This window comes from Dictyobacter sp. Z7_2 (genome assembly GCF_057551105.1).
Genome location: NZ_BAAJPE010000001.1, coordinates 962766 through 978010, shown reverse-complemented (window position 1 = coordinate 978010; position 15245 = coordinate 962766). Strand labels below are relative to the sequence as shown.

Here is a 15245-nt window from a genome sequence, read left to right as displayed (position 1 = left end):
GTTATCGCAAACTAATGCGAGAAGCATTTCTTCACTATCGCCTGGCTGAAACATTAGCCACGAAAACCTTAAGCATCACATATCTTGCCTATGCATTGGATGAGACGCAAAAGAAAGTCATCATCAAGATATTTGATCAAGAAGCCATCGCTCAAGAGAAGGATCCAGGGAAACTAAAAACCTTGCTATCCCTATCTCATCCGAATATTGTGCCGGTGCTCGATATTGGACTGGAGCAGGGGAGTCCCTACCTGGTACGCGAATATCGAGCCCGAGGTTCGCTGCGTCAACGTCTGGGACGTCGCGGATACGCCGCGCATGGGCATATGGAGTGGCGCATGGCGTTGGAGATTGTCTTGCAGCTTGGTCGGGCACTGAGCTATGCTCATAGTCATGGGATAGTTCATGGTAATCTCAAGCCAGATAATATCCTCTTTCAGACCAGTGACGTGGTACAACTGGCGGATTTTCATCTCGCACCTTTTCTGAATGCTGGCAGACTCGGATATTATACAGATCTGCGTACGACGCGTTATATGGCACCTGAACAGTTTAATGGGACATTGACAATGGCCAGCGATCAATATGCGCTGGCCTGTCTGGCGTATGAGCTGATCACTGGCCATACGCCCTTTGAAGCACAGACGTTGGCATCGTTGTGGAGGAGGCATACCAACTATTATGCGGTCCCGCTCACCTCTCGTGTAGCAGGCATCCCCATGTCGATCGATCTGGCTATTATGCGAGCGCTCTCGAAGAAAAGTCAGGATCGCTACGAAGATATGGAGGCCTTTTTACGGGCACTTGAGCATGGTTTAGCGCCTGTACCATCTGAACCTGATCTCTCGTTTTTACCAGGCTTGCCGGTTGAGGCCGATGGCATACCACGAGCACGGGTAACAAAACCCTTTGGGTTCACGCCTTTTTTCGGAGGATTAAAGCCTGTTGAGCCAGCGAGCGTGCCTGAATCGTCGGAGACTGCGGAGCCAGCGAGTGTGCCTGAATCGTCGAGGGCTGCTGAACCAGCTAGTGTGTCTGCGACACCCGTGGATGAGGTTCAGAAAGCTGACTCTGTCAGGCACGTGTCGGTGCCATCCTCACAACCTGCTCGGCCATTCAAGTCCCCTCTTAAAAGAAGGAGCAAGCGCCTGATTGTCTGGGCCAGCACGCTCGTCGCCGCCCTGCTTCTGCTCGCCATTTTGGTCCCCTATCTCGTGAATACTGGCGTGTTGAGCTCTGCTCTGATCAATGGAGGACGTTTTAGCAACCAGAGAGGCGCTTCTCCAGGTGCTATTGGGCAGAGTACGGCCATCAGTAGTGCCACTCCGCCCGTGTCCGCGTTTGCTCCACCGGCGCAGAAAGAGACACCGACCTCTGTGCCTCTGCCTACTCCCAGGCCAGTATCTACGTCTCGTGCGGGAACTGCTCCCGCGTTGCAAGCACCAGGAACTGGCTCTGTCAAGATTAATGCCGGCGGTGGCGCGGCAGGCGCTTTTCTGGCCGATCAAAATTATTCCACGACATCCTATACGGCCACCACGGTGAGCAATGCCGTGATCGATACCAGCGGTGTGATGAATCCAGCGCCGCAGAGCGTTTATCAATCATTTCGTTTTGCCAGCCCCATCTATACTATTCCAAATGTCACGCCGGGAGCATCTTATACGGTGCGCTTACATTTTGCCGAGACGTATTGGACTGCCGCAGGTGCGCGCGTCTTTAATGTGATGCTGGATGGTCAACAGGTACTGACCAATTTTGATATTATTGCTGCCGCAGGAGCAGCCAATAAAGCGATCGTGGAGCAATTTGTGATCCAGCCAAATAGTAACGGTACTATCGTAATCCAATTTGTCACGGTTCGCGATAATGCCCAGATTAATGGGATTGAGGTCATCGCAAACTGAGGCGAGAAGCATTTCTTTATTCTCGCCCAGTCGAAAAATTGGCGACTGCTCTTTTTAGGGCAAGAGTCGAATACGCACGAGGGCGCATTTTCTGGTTGCCTCGCGTACACTCTCCGGCTTTGGATGACCGGTGTCGTCCACTTCCACATGATACATGCGGATCAAGGAGGGAGCGTGCTTCATTGCACGAAGATAGCCAGTGGCAACCGTCTCATCTCCATAAAACGCTTCCGCCACGCCATCATACCAGAGTCTCTGAAGCAAGACCGAGACCTGAATATTTTCTCCCTGGAGGTTCCTCCACCAGCTCCGGGGAGAAATTATCTCTAGCACCTCGCCCTCGCGCAGATATCCCACCACAAGCGTATAGCTCTTTCCGCTCTTGCGCCCTTTGAATGACAAAAGTATGAATTTTTGGCTGAGCTTCCCATGCAAGGGAGAACGTAAGATTGCTGAAATGATGGCGTTGAATCCTTTCGTCATCATCAGCATAGGCTTTGAAAAAGAAGGAGGGCCAGCAGGTATCGCGTCCGTCGTCATAGTACATTCACCTCACATAATGTTGTATTTCGGGTGCGTCTCATCGATGCACCAATTGCTTGCTATTATAAAAAAAGCAGATTATTATGTGAAGTAGGCAATATTTTCTTATCTAGTTTTAAATACTGAACTAACTTACTTTTTGGAAGGAAGGAAGAATGTTATGCGTGAAGAGATGGATAAGCGCTGCCTGCCTTCTACTATTCATCCCGTGATGATCGTCATAGGATGAGCTGTGTCATGCCGATTGCCTGCCGTGCTTCAATAGCTGCATGGGCATCGGCAGCATGCTCCAGTGGATATCTTTGCCCAATGACGGCGACCAAGCGTCCGGCTGCGGCCTCGTGCAATGCGGCCTCCATATTTGCGTGCGTTTCTTGCTCTGTCCTGGTCATCGCTATCCCCAGGGCACCAATCACCGTGATGCCTCGCAGCGCCAGTTCATGCATCCCAATTGTTGTCTCCGTGCCGGAGGAAGATCCGTATACCACCAATCGACCACGGCCGTTCGCTGTCAGCTCGAAGGCTTGATGCCCAATGGTTCCTCCCACTGCGTCAATGACCACATCGCTTCCCTTGCCTCCTGTGACGTTTTGCACCTGCTCCATCCAGTCATTCTCAAGATAATCAACGACCACATCGGCTCCAAGCCGAGAAACTACCGCGAGCTTCTCCTTGCCACCTGCAGCTCCAATCACGGTGCCCGCGCCTGCGGCTTTCGCCAGTTGGACTAACTGTGAGCCTGTGTTGCCCGCTGCCGCCGTAATTAAAACGGTTTCTCCTGGTTTGATCTGTGCTGTCTTCAGGATGGAGATGGCTGTTCCTCCTGCCATGAAGACACCCAGTGCTTGTTCAATGGACAGTTCCTTTGGAAGAGAGAAAATATTAGTCACATCAGTCACCACTTGCTCTCCATAGCCACCACCAGCCCTGGTAAGCGCCACCACGGACTTTCCCACCAGCGTCAGGTCACCGTCTGGGCCGACCTGCTTGATCTGACCGCCTACCGCCCATCCGGGCACAAAGGGGAGTGGGAAGGGGTACTTTCCCGCACGGATGGATGTGTCTCCAAAAGAGACGCCTGCCGCCTCTACCTCAATCACGACCTGTCCTGGTCCAGCTTGTGGCTCCTGGCTCTCTTGAATACGTAATACTTCGGGGGGACCAAATTGGCGCACTTGAACAACACGCATACGTTATCTCCAATTTCTTTTTTCTTTTTTGTGATCTGTAGCCTGGCATAGCACTGTCCAGGCTACTCTCTCATCGTTTCATGAATAGTTCAGATTGGCATACTTGACAGTTTATTCCATTCGGAACATACTGTTCCATAAAGGATATTCTGTTCTATGTGGAATGACCTGTCTTTTCATAAGAATAGCCGGATACGCACGAAGAAACAAGTTACAATCGAGAAAATATGTTCTGAATGGAACAAAGGTGGCTAAAGTGATCCAAAATACAGGTAACTTACGCGTGAGACGTATGCAGAAACTCTTGCGGGAGGCGTTGCTTGAACTGATCGAGGAGCGCGGCTTTGATGCACTCACTGTCAGCGAGATTATCCAGCGGGCCATGGTGAGTCGGACGGCGTTTTATCGCAATTACCAGGATAAGTATGATCTGGTTGAGCGGATCTTTGAGGATGAGATGCATGTCTTAAAGAGCGCATTGGGCAACCTGGGTCCAGAACGCCCTCCACACCAATGGGTAAACCTCTTCGAGCATGTGGTCGAATACGAGCGGCTCTATCGCGTGCTGCTTGGAGGGAAGGGGAGTCCCTGGTTTGTCTTGAAGATGCGAGCCTCTTTGGCTGAACTGATCAAGGAACATTCGCTTGTTCCAAACAAGCAGCCCATAGCCGATCGTCGCGTATTTGTGAATGGATTTTTGCCAACTTTGCTGGCTTCGATGTTTGTCGATGCAATCACCTGGTGGCTTGAGCAAGGAAGGCCTTATTCTCCTGGTGAGATGGCCTGGTATTGTTCGCATCTTGCGGCTGCGATTTTTCAGGAGGCGAGTATCTGGGAATGACCGCTTTCTGGCTGACCAAATGGTGTATAAGTGGAATAAAATTGTTTGCCTGGATGTGAGATCACTATCTGCGATGGGTCTTGCCAAATTATCTCTATTTGGTCTCGTTGCGCAAGCGTGAATGTTGCAGGATCAGCCAATCATCTTCGAGAATTGTTCTACCGATAGGTATCTTATGTGGCATAAAATAAGACCATAGTAAAAGAGGAGAACACGAATTATATTATTGGAGCGTTTGGAGCTCTGACTAATGAAAGCTGGATGAGATCCAGAGCTGATTCGGAGGAGAAAAAACAATGCAAAAACGTATACTTGGCAAGAGCGGTCTGGAGGTTTCTGCCCTCGGGCTTGGCTGCATGCGTATGACCTTTGGGGATAAACCCATTGGCGATAAGCCGGAAATGATCAATTTTCTGCATGCGGCGGTGGACCGTGGCATCACCTTCTTCGACTCGGCCGAGGTCTACGGACCATTTACCAATGAAGAACTGGTGGGAGAAGCCCTGGCCTCCTTTCGAGGGCAGGTGGTAATCGCCACGAAGTTTGGCTTTCAACTGAACGCCGATGGAAGTCCCGGATGGACAGGTTTCAATAGTCGTCCGGAGCGCATCAGGCAGGTTGCCGAGGAATCGCTTAAGCGCCTCAGGGTGGATGCCATCGACCTCTTTTATCAACATCGAGTTGATCCGAACGTTCCCATCGAGGATGTGGCCGGCGCGGTGAAGGAGCTGATTGCAGAAGGCAAGGTGAAACATTTCGGATTGTCGGAGGCCCCTGCGGAGACCATTCGGCGTGCTCACGCCATCCAGCCGGTGACGGCCGTGCAGAGTGAATACTCGCTATGGTGGCGGAGTCCAGAAGAGGATGTGCTGCCGACCTGCGAGGAACTTGGCATTGGCTTCGTGCCTTACAGCCCGCTTGGTCGGGGATATCTGACGGGCAAGATCGACGCAAATACCACCTTCGACAGCTCGGACCTGCGTAGCCGCAATCCGCGTTTCACACCGGAGGCCATCAAAGCCAATCAGACCGTTATTGACCTGCTGGCCCGGCTCGGAGAGCAGAAACAAGCAACGCCAGCGCAGGTCGCACTTGCCTGGTTACTCGCTCAGAAGCCGTGGATCGTTCCTATTCCGGGCAGCCGCAAGATCGAACGCCTGGAGGAAAACATCGGTGCGGTAAATGTCGAGCTCACCAAAAGTGATCTGGGGGAGATCGACAATGCCATCTCCAAAATCACCGTCCTGGGAGACCGCTACTAAAGCGGAAAAACATGAGCGGATTGGTCTTAGTGTAGGGCATTGTTTTCAAAAACTGGCAAAACATGAAGGGATGCAAATATGAAACCTAACGAGCGAGCACAAAAAAACCACAACGAGCTTTTTCCGGGACACGTCTCTACCCTGGCAGTAACTGATCCGGAGCTCGTTGAAACCTTCGATAACTTTGCTTTCGATGAGGTATTGCGTCATAGCGATCTGGATATGCGGACCAGACTGATGGTCCAACTGGCGGCAATGATCGCCTCCCAGGCGCTACGTGTGTACCGTGTCATGGTTGGTGCCGCGCTCACAGTTGGGGTGACTCCAGAAGAGATTAAGGAGATTGTCTATCAGGCTGTGCCCTATGTGGGCATGGCTAAGGTCTTCGATTTCATCCACGCCACGAATGAGGTACTTACTGAGCACGGTATCTCACTGCCTCTGGTGGGCCAGTCCACAACCACGCCTGAGACCCGTGCCCAGAAGGGCCTGAAGGTCCAAAAGCAGATTGTCGGTGATGAAGCTGTCGAGAAGCTGTACGCCTCTGCGCCTGCCGATCAGCAGCACATCCAGCGCTTTTTATCGGCCAACTGCTTCGGCGACCATCTTACCCGCGCTGGCATCGACATACCGACACGTGAGCTCATTACCTTGAGCATGCTCGTCTCGCTCGGCGGATGCGACCCTCAAGTGAAGGGCCACGTTGCTGCAAACCTCCACGTAGGCAACGATCGTGCGAAACTGATCGATGTTCTGACACAGCTAGTGCCGTTCATCGGCTATCCGCGCACACTGAACGGGCTGCGTGCTATTAATGAGGCCACTGCGTCGTGAGTGCCGCCAGCAAGTAGTAACAACATTAACGGAACGTACCACGCGACAAAATGAGGCATCAAAGATGTGTGTCCAAGATGTGTTCGAGGTGCTATGGGATGACACGTCGACCACTTCCCGTACGATCAAGCTAGCCATCGGCTCGCCTCGCCGAACTGGACGACGTGCCCTGGTGAGCATGTCATACGAGCCCCACCCGTCGGCGTGGCCAGGCCGACGCCGCTACTACACCGTCAAACCTCATGGCAACGTCGGAATGACCCCTTGCACGAGGCGTCAATGCTCACCGACGTAGCGGCGCGGCTCCGCCGTGCTGTCACTACACGCACGACCACGTTGCCCATCGCGTTCCATTGTGAGACGCTCCCAGGCCGGATCATACGAGTCACAGACAGCACGGCGGAGCCGCGCCGCTACGTTGGCTGGCTTGCCTCCTTCGGTGGGAGAGAGCTGAAAATGCTTTGTTTACCTCCATCAATTCCTCCTTTTCAATTTGGCTGTCACGCCCTCCTGCCTGTATAATAGAGTGAAAAACCTGAGAATCTCAGAAAGGAATGATTGGAAGCGTTATGCCGTTCTCTCACTAATCGCGTCGCCAGGATAGCTTGAACTGGCTGGCGGAAACATATTGCACGTACGCTGCTGATCTCCAAGGCTTTATTAGCAACAAGATCGGTGAACCTACAGAGCCCGAGGATCTCACTATCATGCTTGGAACTCCTTCGATCTGAGGAAAAGCTTGAACACTTACAAGGTCAATTGCAGAGAACTGATAAGATAAGGAGGAAAAATACATGTCAAACAAGGAGAAGGGACAAATGTCGCAGCATAGCTTGTGGAGTTCATCTGAGACAGCCGAACATTGGCAGCAGGATCTCCAACGGCGTCGGCAAGATATGGCGGAAGCGACGCAATGCATGCTAGAAGCAGCGGGACTGAGGTTGGGAGATCACGTCCTTGACATTGGAGCAGGCACCGGAGATCAGAGTATATTTGCGGCACGGATAGTGGGACCAGGCGGCTCTATTCTGGCAACCGATAGTTCTGCGGAAATGCTGGGCATCGCTGAGCGTGTCGCGCAGCAGGAGGGACTGACCAATATCACGACACTCGTCATGGATGCCCAACAGCTTGACCTACCAGACAATACTTTCGATGCTGTCATCAGCCGCCTTGTTTTGATGCTCATACCGAACTTGCAACCTGCGTTGAAGGAGATACAAAGAGTCCTCAAACCAGGCGGGAAACTTGCCGCGCTGATCTGGTCGGCACCTGAAAACAATCCTCTCTTTTCATTGCCGCTTGCCATTGTGTCAAAATATGCGCGAGAAGCACCTGCTCATCGACTGCGTCCCTTTGCTCTCTCTGATCCGCTAGTCTATGAACGTGAACTCACGGATGCTGGCTTTGACAAGGTCAGCACGCGTACTCTCCCATTTCAGTCCCATTACGCCTCACTCGATGCTTTCCTGCAATCGACGGCACGTAGATTGACCGCTGATGTAATGGAGCAGCTCAGCTCCCAGGAGCAGCAGCAATTGTTGGCTGAAATGAGACAGGCATTGAGCCAGTTTGAGGGACCTCATGGCCTTGTGGCTCCGGCAGAATTATTGTTGGGTGTGGGGACCAGATAAGATTTGTTGTTCTGGGTATGAGCTGCTCTCGTAGTTGGAAGCAAGCTCATACCTCAAAGCCTCTTTAAAACCTCCTTCTTAATTCTCTCCCCTTTAATCCTGGGAACTACAGGAGAGAAGTCTCACTCTAAGTATCAGCAGCAAACGAGATTTACTTTTGTGGGAATGTGGCTTGCCGCATGTGCTGTGAGAGAAACAGAAATCCAGTGATTACAAGCAGGCCACTCCACATGATACCTACGGTTGGCAACACGCCCAGATGTTCCAGGCTCAGCCCGAGGGCGGAGGAGCCGATGGTCAGGACGCTGAACAAGATCACGTGATAGACGCTCCTGACGCGGCCTTGCAAGGTATCTGGTATGACAGCGATGCGATAGCTGTCCATGAAGACTGCGCGGATCGAGTCAGAGAGAGCGATGCCCGCGAAGACGATTCCTAACAGCAGCGGCGTTGTGATGAAGGCATAGAGCGGCCAGAGCATCACGAACACGAGCAGGGCACCGCCTAACGCGAGGCCAAAGCGTATGCGCCGCTGCAAAGGCGGGCAGAGCACAGCGCCAAGCAGGTTTCCGATGCCGCCAGCTGCAACGATCAGGCCGTAGAGCACCGACGGGATATGTTGCTGTTGCACAATGTCCAGGACGAGAAGTACGCTGGCCGTAATGGTGAGGTTGACATAGCTGGAAATCAGGAAGATCGAGCGTATGACCTTCTGTGACCACACCCAGACGAAGCCCTCGCGTATCTCTAAGAGCAGGTGATGACGCTCCGTCCTCTGTTCGCCTTGCATGGGCGAGCGTATGGAGAGCAATGAGCAGAGCAAGATCAGAGAGGAAAGCGCGTCGGTGACAAACGGGAGTAGCCTGCTGATGCTAAAGAGCAAGCTACCTAACGCGGGTCCGACAAGCGCGCTGGAGCCAACTATCACCTCGTTCTGTGCGATTGCCGTGGTGAGCTGGCTCTTTGGCACGATCCATGCCAGTGCTGCAAATTGGGCTAGCTCGTAGAAAAGCGCAATGGTTCCCAGGCCAAAGGTGATGGCGTAGAGGAGAAGCAGCCGCAGTGGTCCGCTGGAAAGACTCAGCGCCAGGGGAATGCTCGCCACGCATACCATCAAGCCGAAGGTAGAGAGCACCATCACGCGTTTGCGCGGCCAGCGATCCACCAGCGACCCGGCAGGGAGACTTAACAGGACGTAGGGAAGCTGTCCCAGGCTATACGCCAGTCCGGCAGCAGCAATCGAATGTGTCAGTCCCACAATGAGCAGTGGAAACGCGAACTGTGTGCATGACGTGCCGAGCGAGGAGACGGCGTTGCCGAGCCAAAGCAAAAGATAGTCGCGATTGCGCCAAAGGGAAACGGTTTGTGATGGAATAACGTCCGTGTTGGACATGAAACATCCTTTCATTCAACGTATTTCAGCAAGAAGGGAAGGAAAAGGAGCCCGGCAGCCAGGGCGCGGTCCAATCAACACGAGGCTGAGATACATCGCAGGATGAAGGCAACGCACATCCGCGCACCAACGCGATCAGCGTTGCGCGTGAGCAGAGAGCGCTATTTACAAACAGCCGTGTAAGCCAAAAGTGCCGGGCTTACACGGACAAAAGCGGTTTTACACCGCTGGAGGGGAATAGATATCTTTTATTCATCAGCGAGATGATAGCATGGAGACCACATCAGTGTCAATGAACATACGTATTCTTCTCGTCGCGTGTCCATATCGGGATCAATGTTATAGCGGATATGCGCCACTCATCAGCAACTTTCTGGAAGGCGTATTGATAGCGTCCCCCCACCACCCATAAAGTATGGTCAGGCTTGCAATGAGTGGCTTGAAAGTAGGCTCGTACTTCTGCATTATCTCCGGCGATCACGACTTCGTGATTCGTGACGAGATGCTGAGTTGCGGTAAATTCACTCATTCCCCCTTTCCAGGCAGCTATAAGGTCAGTTGCTCGTACCGCAGTAAATGGTTCGCCTCCGATTAATGCAGTATAGTCCGCTGTGACTTCATCGGTAAATACGGCTGCTGGTAATGCATCCCATTCCTTACGATCAGTCAAGGCGGCCATGGTAATAGTTGTCGCGATAATCTGTTGCTGAGCGATTAAATCTTGTTCGGCCTTCATTCTATAATATCCTTTCGGTTTGTGATCTTGCAAAGTGCTGTCACAATGTTTGACAACCGCTTGTAGAGGTTGCTGTTCTCATGATTGTTCGGTAGTATGATCCGGGATTGATCCAGCTTCCGATGAGGATAGATCAGTGGACTGCGCAAAACGATCAATGAGCAATGCAATGCGCCGTCGCAGCACGGTAGCGGTCGGCATATCTCCCTGGACGCCATCGAGAGCAAGCAAGAACACTTCGGCCAACTCCCTGCTCTCCAGGATCGCCTCCACGTTTTGGAGCATGACTTCCTGATAGCGAGCCTCCATCTCAGGCTCAATACGTTCGCACACATCGTGGAATTCATACGCCATCGGTGCTCCCTCGATTTCGGCCCATGGTTCCAACAGCATCACCTCGCAGAGTTTGGATAGGCGCTCGACCTGGCTCCCTGGACCAGTTGCAACCTGAGTAGCTGCCGGATAACGCGTCTCCAACCAGTCCTCGAAGACTCCAAGATAGATCGCCTCCTTATTCTCGAACATGCGATAAAGGAGCGTGCGCGTGATATTGGCTCGCCTGGCGATATCTTCGAGCGACGTTTTCCCGTAGCCGAAGTGGAGAAAGCACCAGCGAGCTGCTTGCACAATGCTTGCCCGGCGGGTCGCTGCATCGTTTATTTTTTTTGTTGGTGTTGACATAAGAACATTATGACATTTTTTACCACATTTGTCAAATTGTAAAATTGCAGTCATTCATAAATGTATCGAATCAAATGATGCGGCGACGTGGGAATTAAGCGAGCTCAATGCGTTATTATTGTAGAATATGAGTGCGCTTGAAAGCGCTTCAGCAGTGCTAGGAAGAAGGATGACATGGACACGTCTGACCCCCAATCATCATCGATACATATAAATCTATTAGCACAAGAGAGAGTTCCCAATGCTAGTAGTGCTTCCTCATCTCCTGTGAACCAGGAAGAGCAGTTGGAGATGTCATATCTGCGAGCGCTCTCGCAGCGAGAAGAGGAGTCAGGACCGACTCATCTGGATATTGTCGGTAGCCTTAATGATCTGGCGCGATTTTACTCTGAGCGTGAGAGGTATGCGAAAGCAGTACCGTTGTATGAGCGAGCATTGGCTCTTCAGGAAGAGCAACTGGGACCTTTTCATCCACAGCTTGTTACTGGTTTGAACAATCTGGCGGGACTCTATGAGATGCAGTACAAGCTTTATAGAGCAGAAGTGTTGTACAAACGAGCACTGGCGATTCAGGAAGAGGATCTGGGACCGACCCATCTTGATTTAGCCAGCGGCCTGGATAATTTGGGGAGGCTCTACAACTGGCTGCGGCGATATAAAGATGCGATACAGTTCTATGAGCGATCCATCACAATCTATAAAGAAAAGTTGGGGCCTTCCCATCCAGATATCCTGAACAGCTTGAGCGCACTGGCGGAACTCTATCGTCACGAGAGGAAGTATGAAGAAGCAGTACTGCTATATGAGTGGGTCATCGCAATCTACGAAGAGAAGTTGGGACCTTCCCATCCAGATATTGCCAGTCGTCTAAATGCATTGGCAGGAATTTACAGCAGGCTGGGTAAATATAATGAGGCAGAACCGTTGTATGCACGAGCACTGGCGATTCAAGAGCGAGAGCTAGCGAGCCAGGAAGAAAAGTTAGGACCTTTCCATCCGGAAATCATTCCCCATTTAAATGCACTGGCAGAACTCTATGAATCACAAGGGAAGCATGTAGAGTCTGAAAAATTGTGCGAGCGCGTACTTGAGATCTACGAGCAAACGTTAATCATCCAGGAAGAGAGATTGGGAACGTTTCATTTAGAGAATGTCAACATTCTTTATAATGTGGCAAAAATTTATCGGGATCGGTGTGATTACGACAAGGCAGAACCTTTATACAAGCGAGCGTTAGCGATTAGGGAAGAGGTTTTAGGACCCCTGCATCCCGAGACGATAAGGGGCCTGAAAGCACTGGCAAGATTTTACTGCGATAGTGATCAGTATACAGAGGCGGAGCCGTTGTACCTTCGAATGCTAGCTATTCAAGAAGATGAGTTGGGGCCAACTCATCTCGAGACTGCCAGCAGTCTTGTTTCTCTTGCTACTTTCTACGAGTGGTATGCATGGCTTGGCGATGCTTCAGATAAGTATGCAGATGCGCAGGAGTTGTATGAACGAGCTGTTGCGATCTATGAAGAAAAGTTGGGACCCACTCACCCTGATATCGCAGGCAGCCTGAATGGTCTCGTGGATCTCTATGCTATCCAGGATAACCGGTACACGGATGCACTGGAGTTGTACCGGCGTATCTTAGCAATCGAGGAAGAGGAGCTGGGACCCACTCATTACTCTATTATCAGCACATTGAATAGCATGGCAGAACTCTATTTGAAGCAAGGCGAATATGGGGAAGCGGAACTGTTGTATCAGAGGGCGCTATCTATCTGCACCCAAAAATCGGATCCATATTATTCTGAACTCTCTAGTAGTCTGAACAACCTGGTAGAGCTCTACAAATTACAAGGTAGGTATGTAGAAGCGGAGCCATTGTACAAGCGCCTGGTTGCTGCCAGCGAAGATAATTCCGGGCCAGCCTCTTCCGAGACAAGAGGTTATTTGAATAATCTGGCGGAAATCTATTCGAAGCAGAAGAAGCACGCGGAAGCGGAGCCGTTGTACCTGCAGGAGTTAACGCTAATGATCGCAGATGAGCAGAAACAATCCCTGCATCCAGATGTTGTCAGGAGGCTTAACACTGTGGCGCTTTTCTATTATATGCAGGGTAAGTACAGGGAGGCAGGGCCGTTCTACGAGCAATTGCTTGAGATGCGGGCATTTAAACTAGGGATATCACATCCTGAGACAATAAGCAGCCTGAATAATCTAGCAGCCCTCTATTATGCACAGGGTAAGTATGAGGAAGCAGAATTGCTCTATGAACAAGCACTTGAAATCCGAGCGGAGAAGCTACGGCCCCTTCATCCAGATACCGCGAGCAGTCTGAATAATCTGGCGCTACTATATAAGGTGCTTGGCAAGTATGCGGAGGCGGAGGATCTATATCAGCGGGCACTCGAGATGCGAGAGTTGAAATTAGGGCTATCGCATCCTGAGACAGCGAGCAGCCTGAATAATCTGGCAGTTCTCTATAAGACGCAGGGGAAGTATGCACAAGCCGAGGAGTTGTATCAGCGAGCGTTAGCGATGCGAGAAGAAGAATTGGGAAGCACTCATCCTGAGACGGCGAGCAGCCTGAACAATCTGGCGGTCCTTTACCATACACAGAGAAAATATCCGGATGCAGAGAAACTCTATCAGCGAGCGTTAACCATCCACGAACAGCAACTGGGAGCATCGCATCCCAGTACAGCCAGCAACCTGAATAATCTGGCAGAACTCTATCAGAAGCAGGGGAAATATGCACAAGCCGAGGAGTTGTACAAGCGAGCGTTAGCAATCCGCGAAGAGAAGTTGGGATCGTTACACCCTGGCACAACGAGCAGCCGGAACAGTCTGATGGAACTTTATGCGTTGCAGGAGAAGCATAGCGCTGTGGAGGCGCTTCAGCAGCGAGCCCGGATCATCCGCGACGGTGCAGAGGACTCCTCAAGCATCATCAATCCAGGTATTCGGGCGATTTTGTCTCAAATGCAAGGCAAGTATGCGGAAGCGGAAGAGTTCTATAAGCAAGCATTAGCCATCCAGGAGCAGGAGTTGGGATCTAGCCATATCCGCACGGAAACCACTCTGGATAACCTGGCGGAGCTTTATAAGATCCAGGAGAAGTATGCAGAAGCGGAGTCATTGTACGTGAGAGTAGTGGCTATGAAAGAAAAGAAATTGGGGCCATCACATTTTGATATTGCTCGAAATCTTTCTGCGCTGGCGGGAATCTATCGTGTACAGGGGAAGCAGACTGAGTCAAATGCATTGTACGAGCGAGTACGAGCGATTCGCGATGGACGCTACGCGTGAGGGTTCTATGGAGTATCACAATCTCTTCAGAGGAAAGGGGACACATGGATTATCGAGTTCATATCATCGAGATGCTCGAAAGCGCCTCTCACATAGCGCGAGACCGTTTTGGGAAGGTCTCTTCAACGACAAAATCTGGTGACAATCAGCAGGTGGTGACTGAGGCTGATCTGGAGATCGGAACGGCCATTATTGAAGCAATCCATCAGAGCTATCCAACGCATAACATCATCGATGAGGAGGCAGGCATCATTGATAATCGATCGCCCTACACCTGGGTGATTGATCCTATCGATGGAACGAGCAATTTTGCGCAGGGAAGTCCGCTCTATGGCTGTATGGTGGGGCTCCTGAGAGAGCATGAAGCGATCGCTGGCGGCTTCGCGCTGCCTGCTTTTCACGAGATCTATAGTGCCGAGAAGGGACAGGGAGCTTACTGCAACCAGCAACGCATGCAGGTGAAAAATGATCAGCAAATGCTTTCAAGCTTGATTGCCTATGGCATCGATGGATATCCAGAGGAACCGGACAGAACCAGAAAAGAATGTGAACTCTTCGCAGAAATTACGCTGGCGTGTAGGAGTGTGCTTGCGAGCAATTGTGTCTTTGACACGGCGATGCTTGTGAAGGGCGTCTATGGAGGATTTCTGCATAAGCAGAATAAAATCTGGGACAACGTGGCGCAGCAGATTGTGCTTGAAGAAGCTGGATTTCTCTACACGGATTTCTTTGGTCAGCCAGTTGATTATATGCATCCATTCACGAAAGTGGAGCAGACCTTCACTTTCTGTGCTGCTCCTCAGGCTGTACACAGCCAGCTCCAGGATATTATTGCTGCCTGGCAGAAGACATGTATGATGGCTGGATCTGTCTAATCCCTGACTCTCACGGTTGTATCCTTCATGATCCAGCGTGGCCAATACA

General features: G+C 51.4%; 14 protein-coding genes. 9 read left to right on the top strand and 5 right to left on the bottom strand.

What is annotated here, in order from left to right; all coding sequences use genetic code 11:
• The first annotated feature begins 14 nt into the window (after window positions 1–14).
• Window positions 15–1907, top strand: coding sequence for a protein kinase domain-containing protein (locus AC27N8_RS03720; RefSeq protein ID WP_487064073.1), 1893 nt, complete (start codon window positions 15–17; stop codon window positions 1905–1907).
• Between the two features lie 54 nt (window positions 1908–1961).
• On the opposite strand, the gene AC27N8_RS03715 is transcribed toward AC27N8_RS03720, so the two are convergent.
• Entirely contained in the window at window positions 1962–2447 is a 486-nt protein-coding gene (locus AC27N8_RS03715; protein WP_487064071.1) for a PNPOx family protein, read from the bottom strand.
• A 221-nt stretch (window positions 2448–2668) separates the two neighbouring features.
• Window positions 2669–3640: a zinc-binding dehydrogenase gene (locus AC27N8_RS03710; protein WP_487064069.1), complete on the bottom strand. Its 972-nt coding sequence runs from the start codon at window positions 3638–3640 to the stop codon at window positions 2669–2671.
• Window positions 3641–3887: 247 nt separating this feature from the next.
• Here AC27N8_RS03710 and AC27N8_RS03705 point away from each other — a divergent pair, with 247 nt between their 5' ends.
• The 6 genes from AC27N8_RS03705 (at window position 3888) to AC27N8_RS03680 (ending at window position 8211) form a co-directional block, all read left to right on the top strand.
• Complete coding sequence (locus tag AC27N8_RS03705) at window positions 3888–4481, top strand: TetR/AcrR family transcriptional regulator (RefSeq protein ID WP_487064067.1); 594 nt, start codon at window positions 3888–3890, stop codon at window positions 4479–4481.
• Between the two features lie 296 nt (window positions 4482–4777).
• Window positions 4778–5743, top strand: coding sequence for an aldo/keto reductase (locus AC27N8_RS03700; RefSeq protein WP_487064065.1), 966 nt, complete (start codon window positions 4778–4780; stop codon window positions 5741–5743).
• 78 nt (window positions 5744–5821) lie between these two features.
• A complete protein-coding gene (locus AC27N8_RS03695) occupies window positions 5822–6577 on the top strand; it encodes a carboxymuconolactone decarboxylase family protein (RefSeq protein WP_487064063.1) in 756 nt (251 codons plus the stop codon).
• A 64-nt stretch (window positions 6578–6641) separates the two neighbouring features.
• Complete coding sequence (locus AC27N8_RS03690) at window positions 6642–6872, top strand: hypothetical protein (RefSeq protein WP_487064061.1); 231 nt, start codon at window positions 6642–6644, stop codon at window positions 6870–6872.
• A complete protein-coding gene (locus tag AC27N8_RS03685) occupies window positions 6857–7099 on the top strand; it encodes a hypothetical protein (protein ID WP_487064059.1) in 243 nt (80 codons plus the stop codon). Before AC27N8_RS03690 ends, AC27N8_RS03685 begins: the two co-directional genes overlap by 16 nt.
• 272 nt (window positions 7100–7371) lie before the next feature.
• Window positions 7372–8211 (top strand): class I SAM-dependent methyltransferase, encoded by an 840-nt coding sequence (locus tag AC27N8_RS03680; protein WP_487064057.1) that lies wholly within the window; start codon window positions 7372–7374, stop codon window positions 8209–8211.
• Window positions 8212–8362: 151 nt separating this feature from the next.
• Here AC27N8_RS03680 and AC27N8_RS03675 read toward each other — a convergent pair whose 3' ends face one another.
• The 3 genes from AC27N8_RS03675 to AC27N8_RS03665 all read right to left on the bottom strand — a co-directional run bounded on the left by AC27N8_RS03675 (window position 8363) and on the right by AC27N8_RS03665 (window position 11021).
• Window positions 8363–9604: an MFS transporter gene (locus AC27N8_RS03675; RefSeq protein WP_487064055.1), complete on the bottom strand. Its 1242-nt coding sequence runs from the start codon at window positions 9602–9604 to the stop codon at window positions 8363–8365.
• 289 nt (window positions 9605–9893) lie between these two features.
• Entirely contained in the window at window positions 9894–10340 is a 447-nt protein-coding gene (locus tag AC27N8_RS03670; protein ID WP_487064053.1) for a nuclear transport factor 2 family protein, read from the bottom strand.
• 78 nt (window positions 10341–10418) lie between these two features.
• Entirely contained in the window at window positions 10419–11021 is a 603-nt protein-coding gene (locus AC27N8_RS03665; protein ID WP_487064051.1) for a TetR/AcrR family transcriptional regulator, read from the bottom strand.
• Between the two features lie 174 nt (window positions 11022–11195).
• On the opposite strand from AC27N8_RS03665, the gene AC27N8_RS03660 reads away from it, so the two are divergent.
• Both AC27N8_RS03660 and AC27N8_RS03655 read left to right on the top strand, forming a co-directional pair.
• Window positions 11196–14321 carry a tetratricopeptide repeat protein gene (locus AC27N8_RS03660; RefSeq protein WP_487064049.1) on the top strand — a complete coding sequence of 1042 codons (3126 nt, stop codon included), beginning with the start codon at window positions 11196–11198 and terminating at the stop codon, window positions 14319–14321.
• A gap of 44 nt (window positions 14322–14365) precedes the next feature.
• Window positions 14366–15196 (top strand): inositol monophosphatase family protein, encoded by an 831-nt coding sequence (locus AC27N8_RS03655; protein WP_487064047.1) that lies wholly within the window; start codon window positions 14366–14368, stop codon window positions 15194–15196.
• Window positions 15197–15245: the final 49 nt, after the last annotated feature.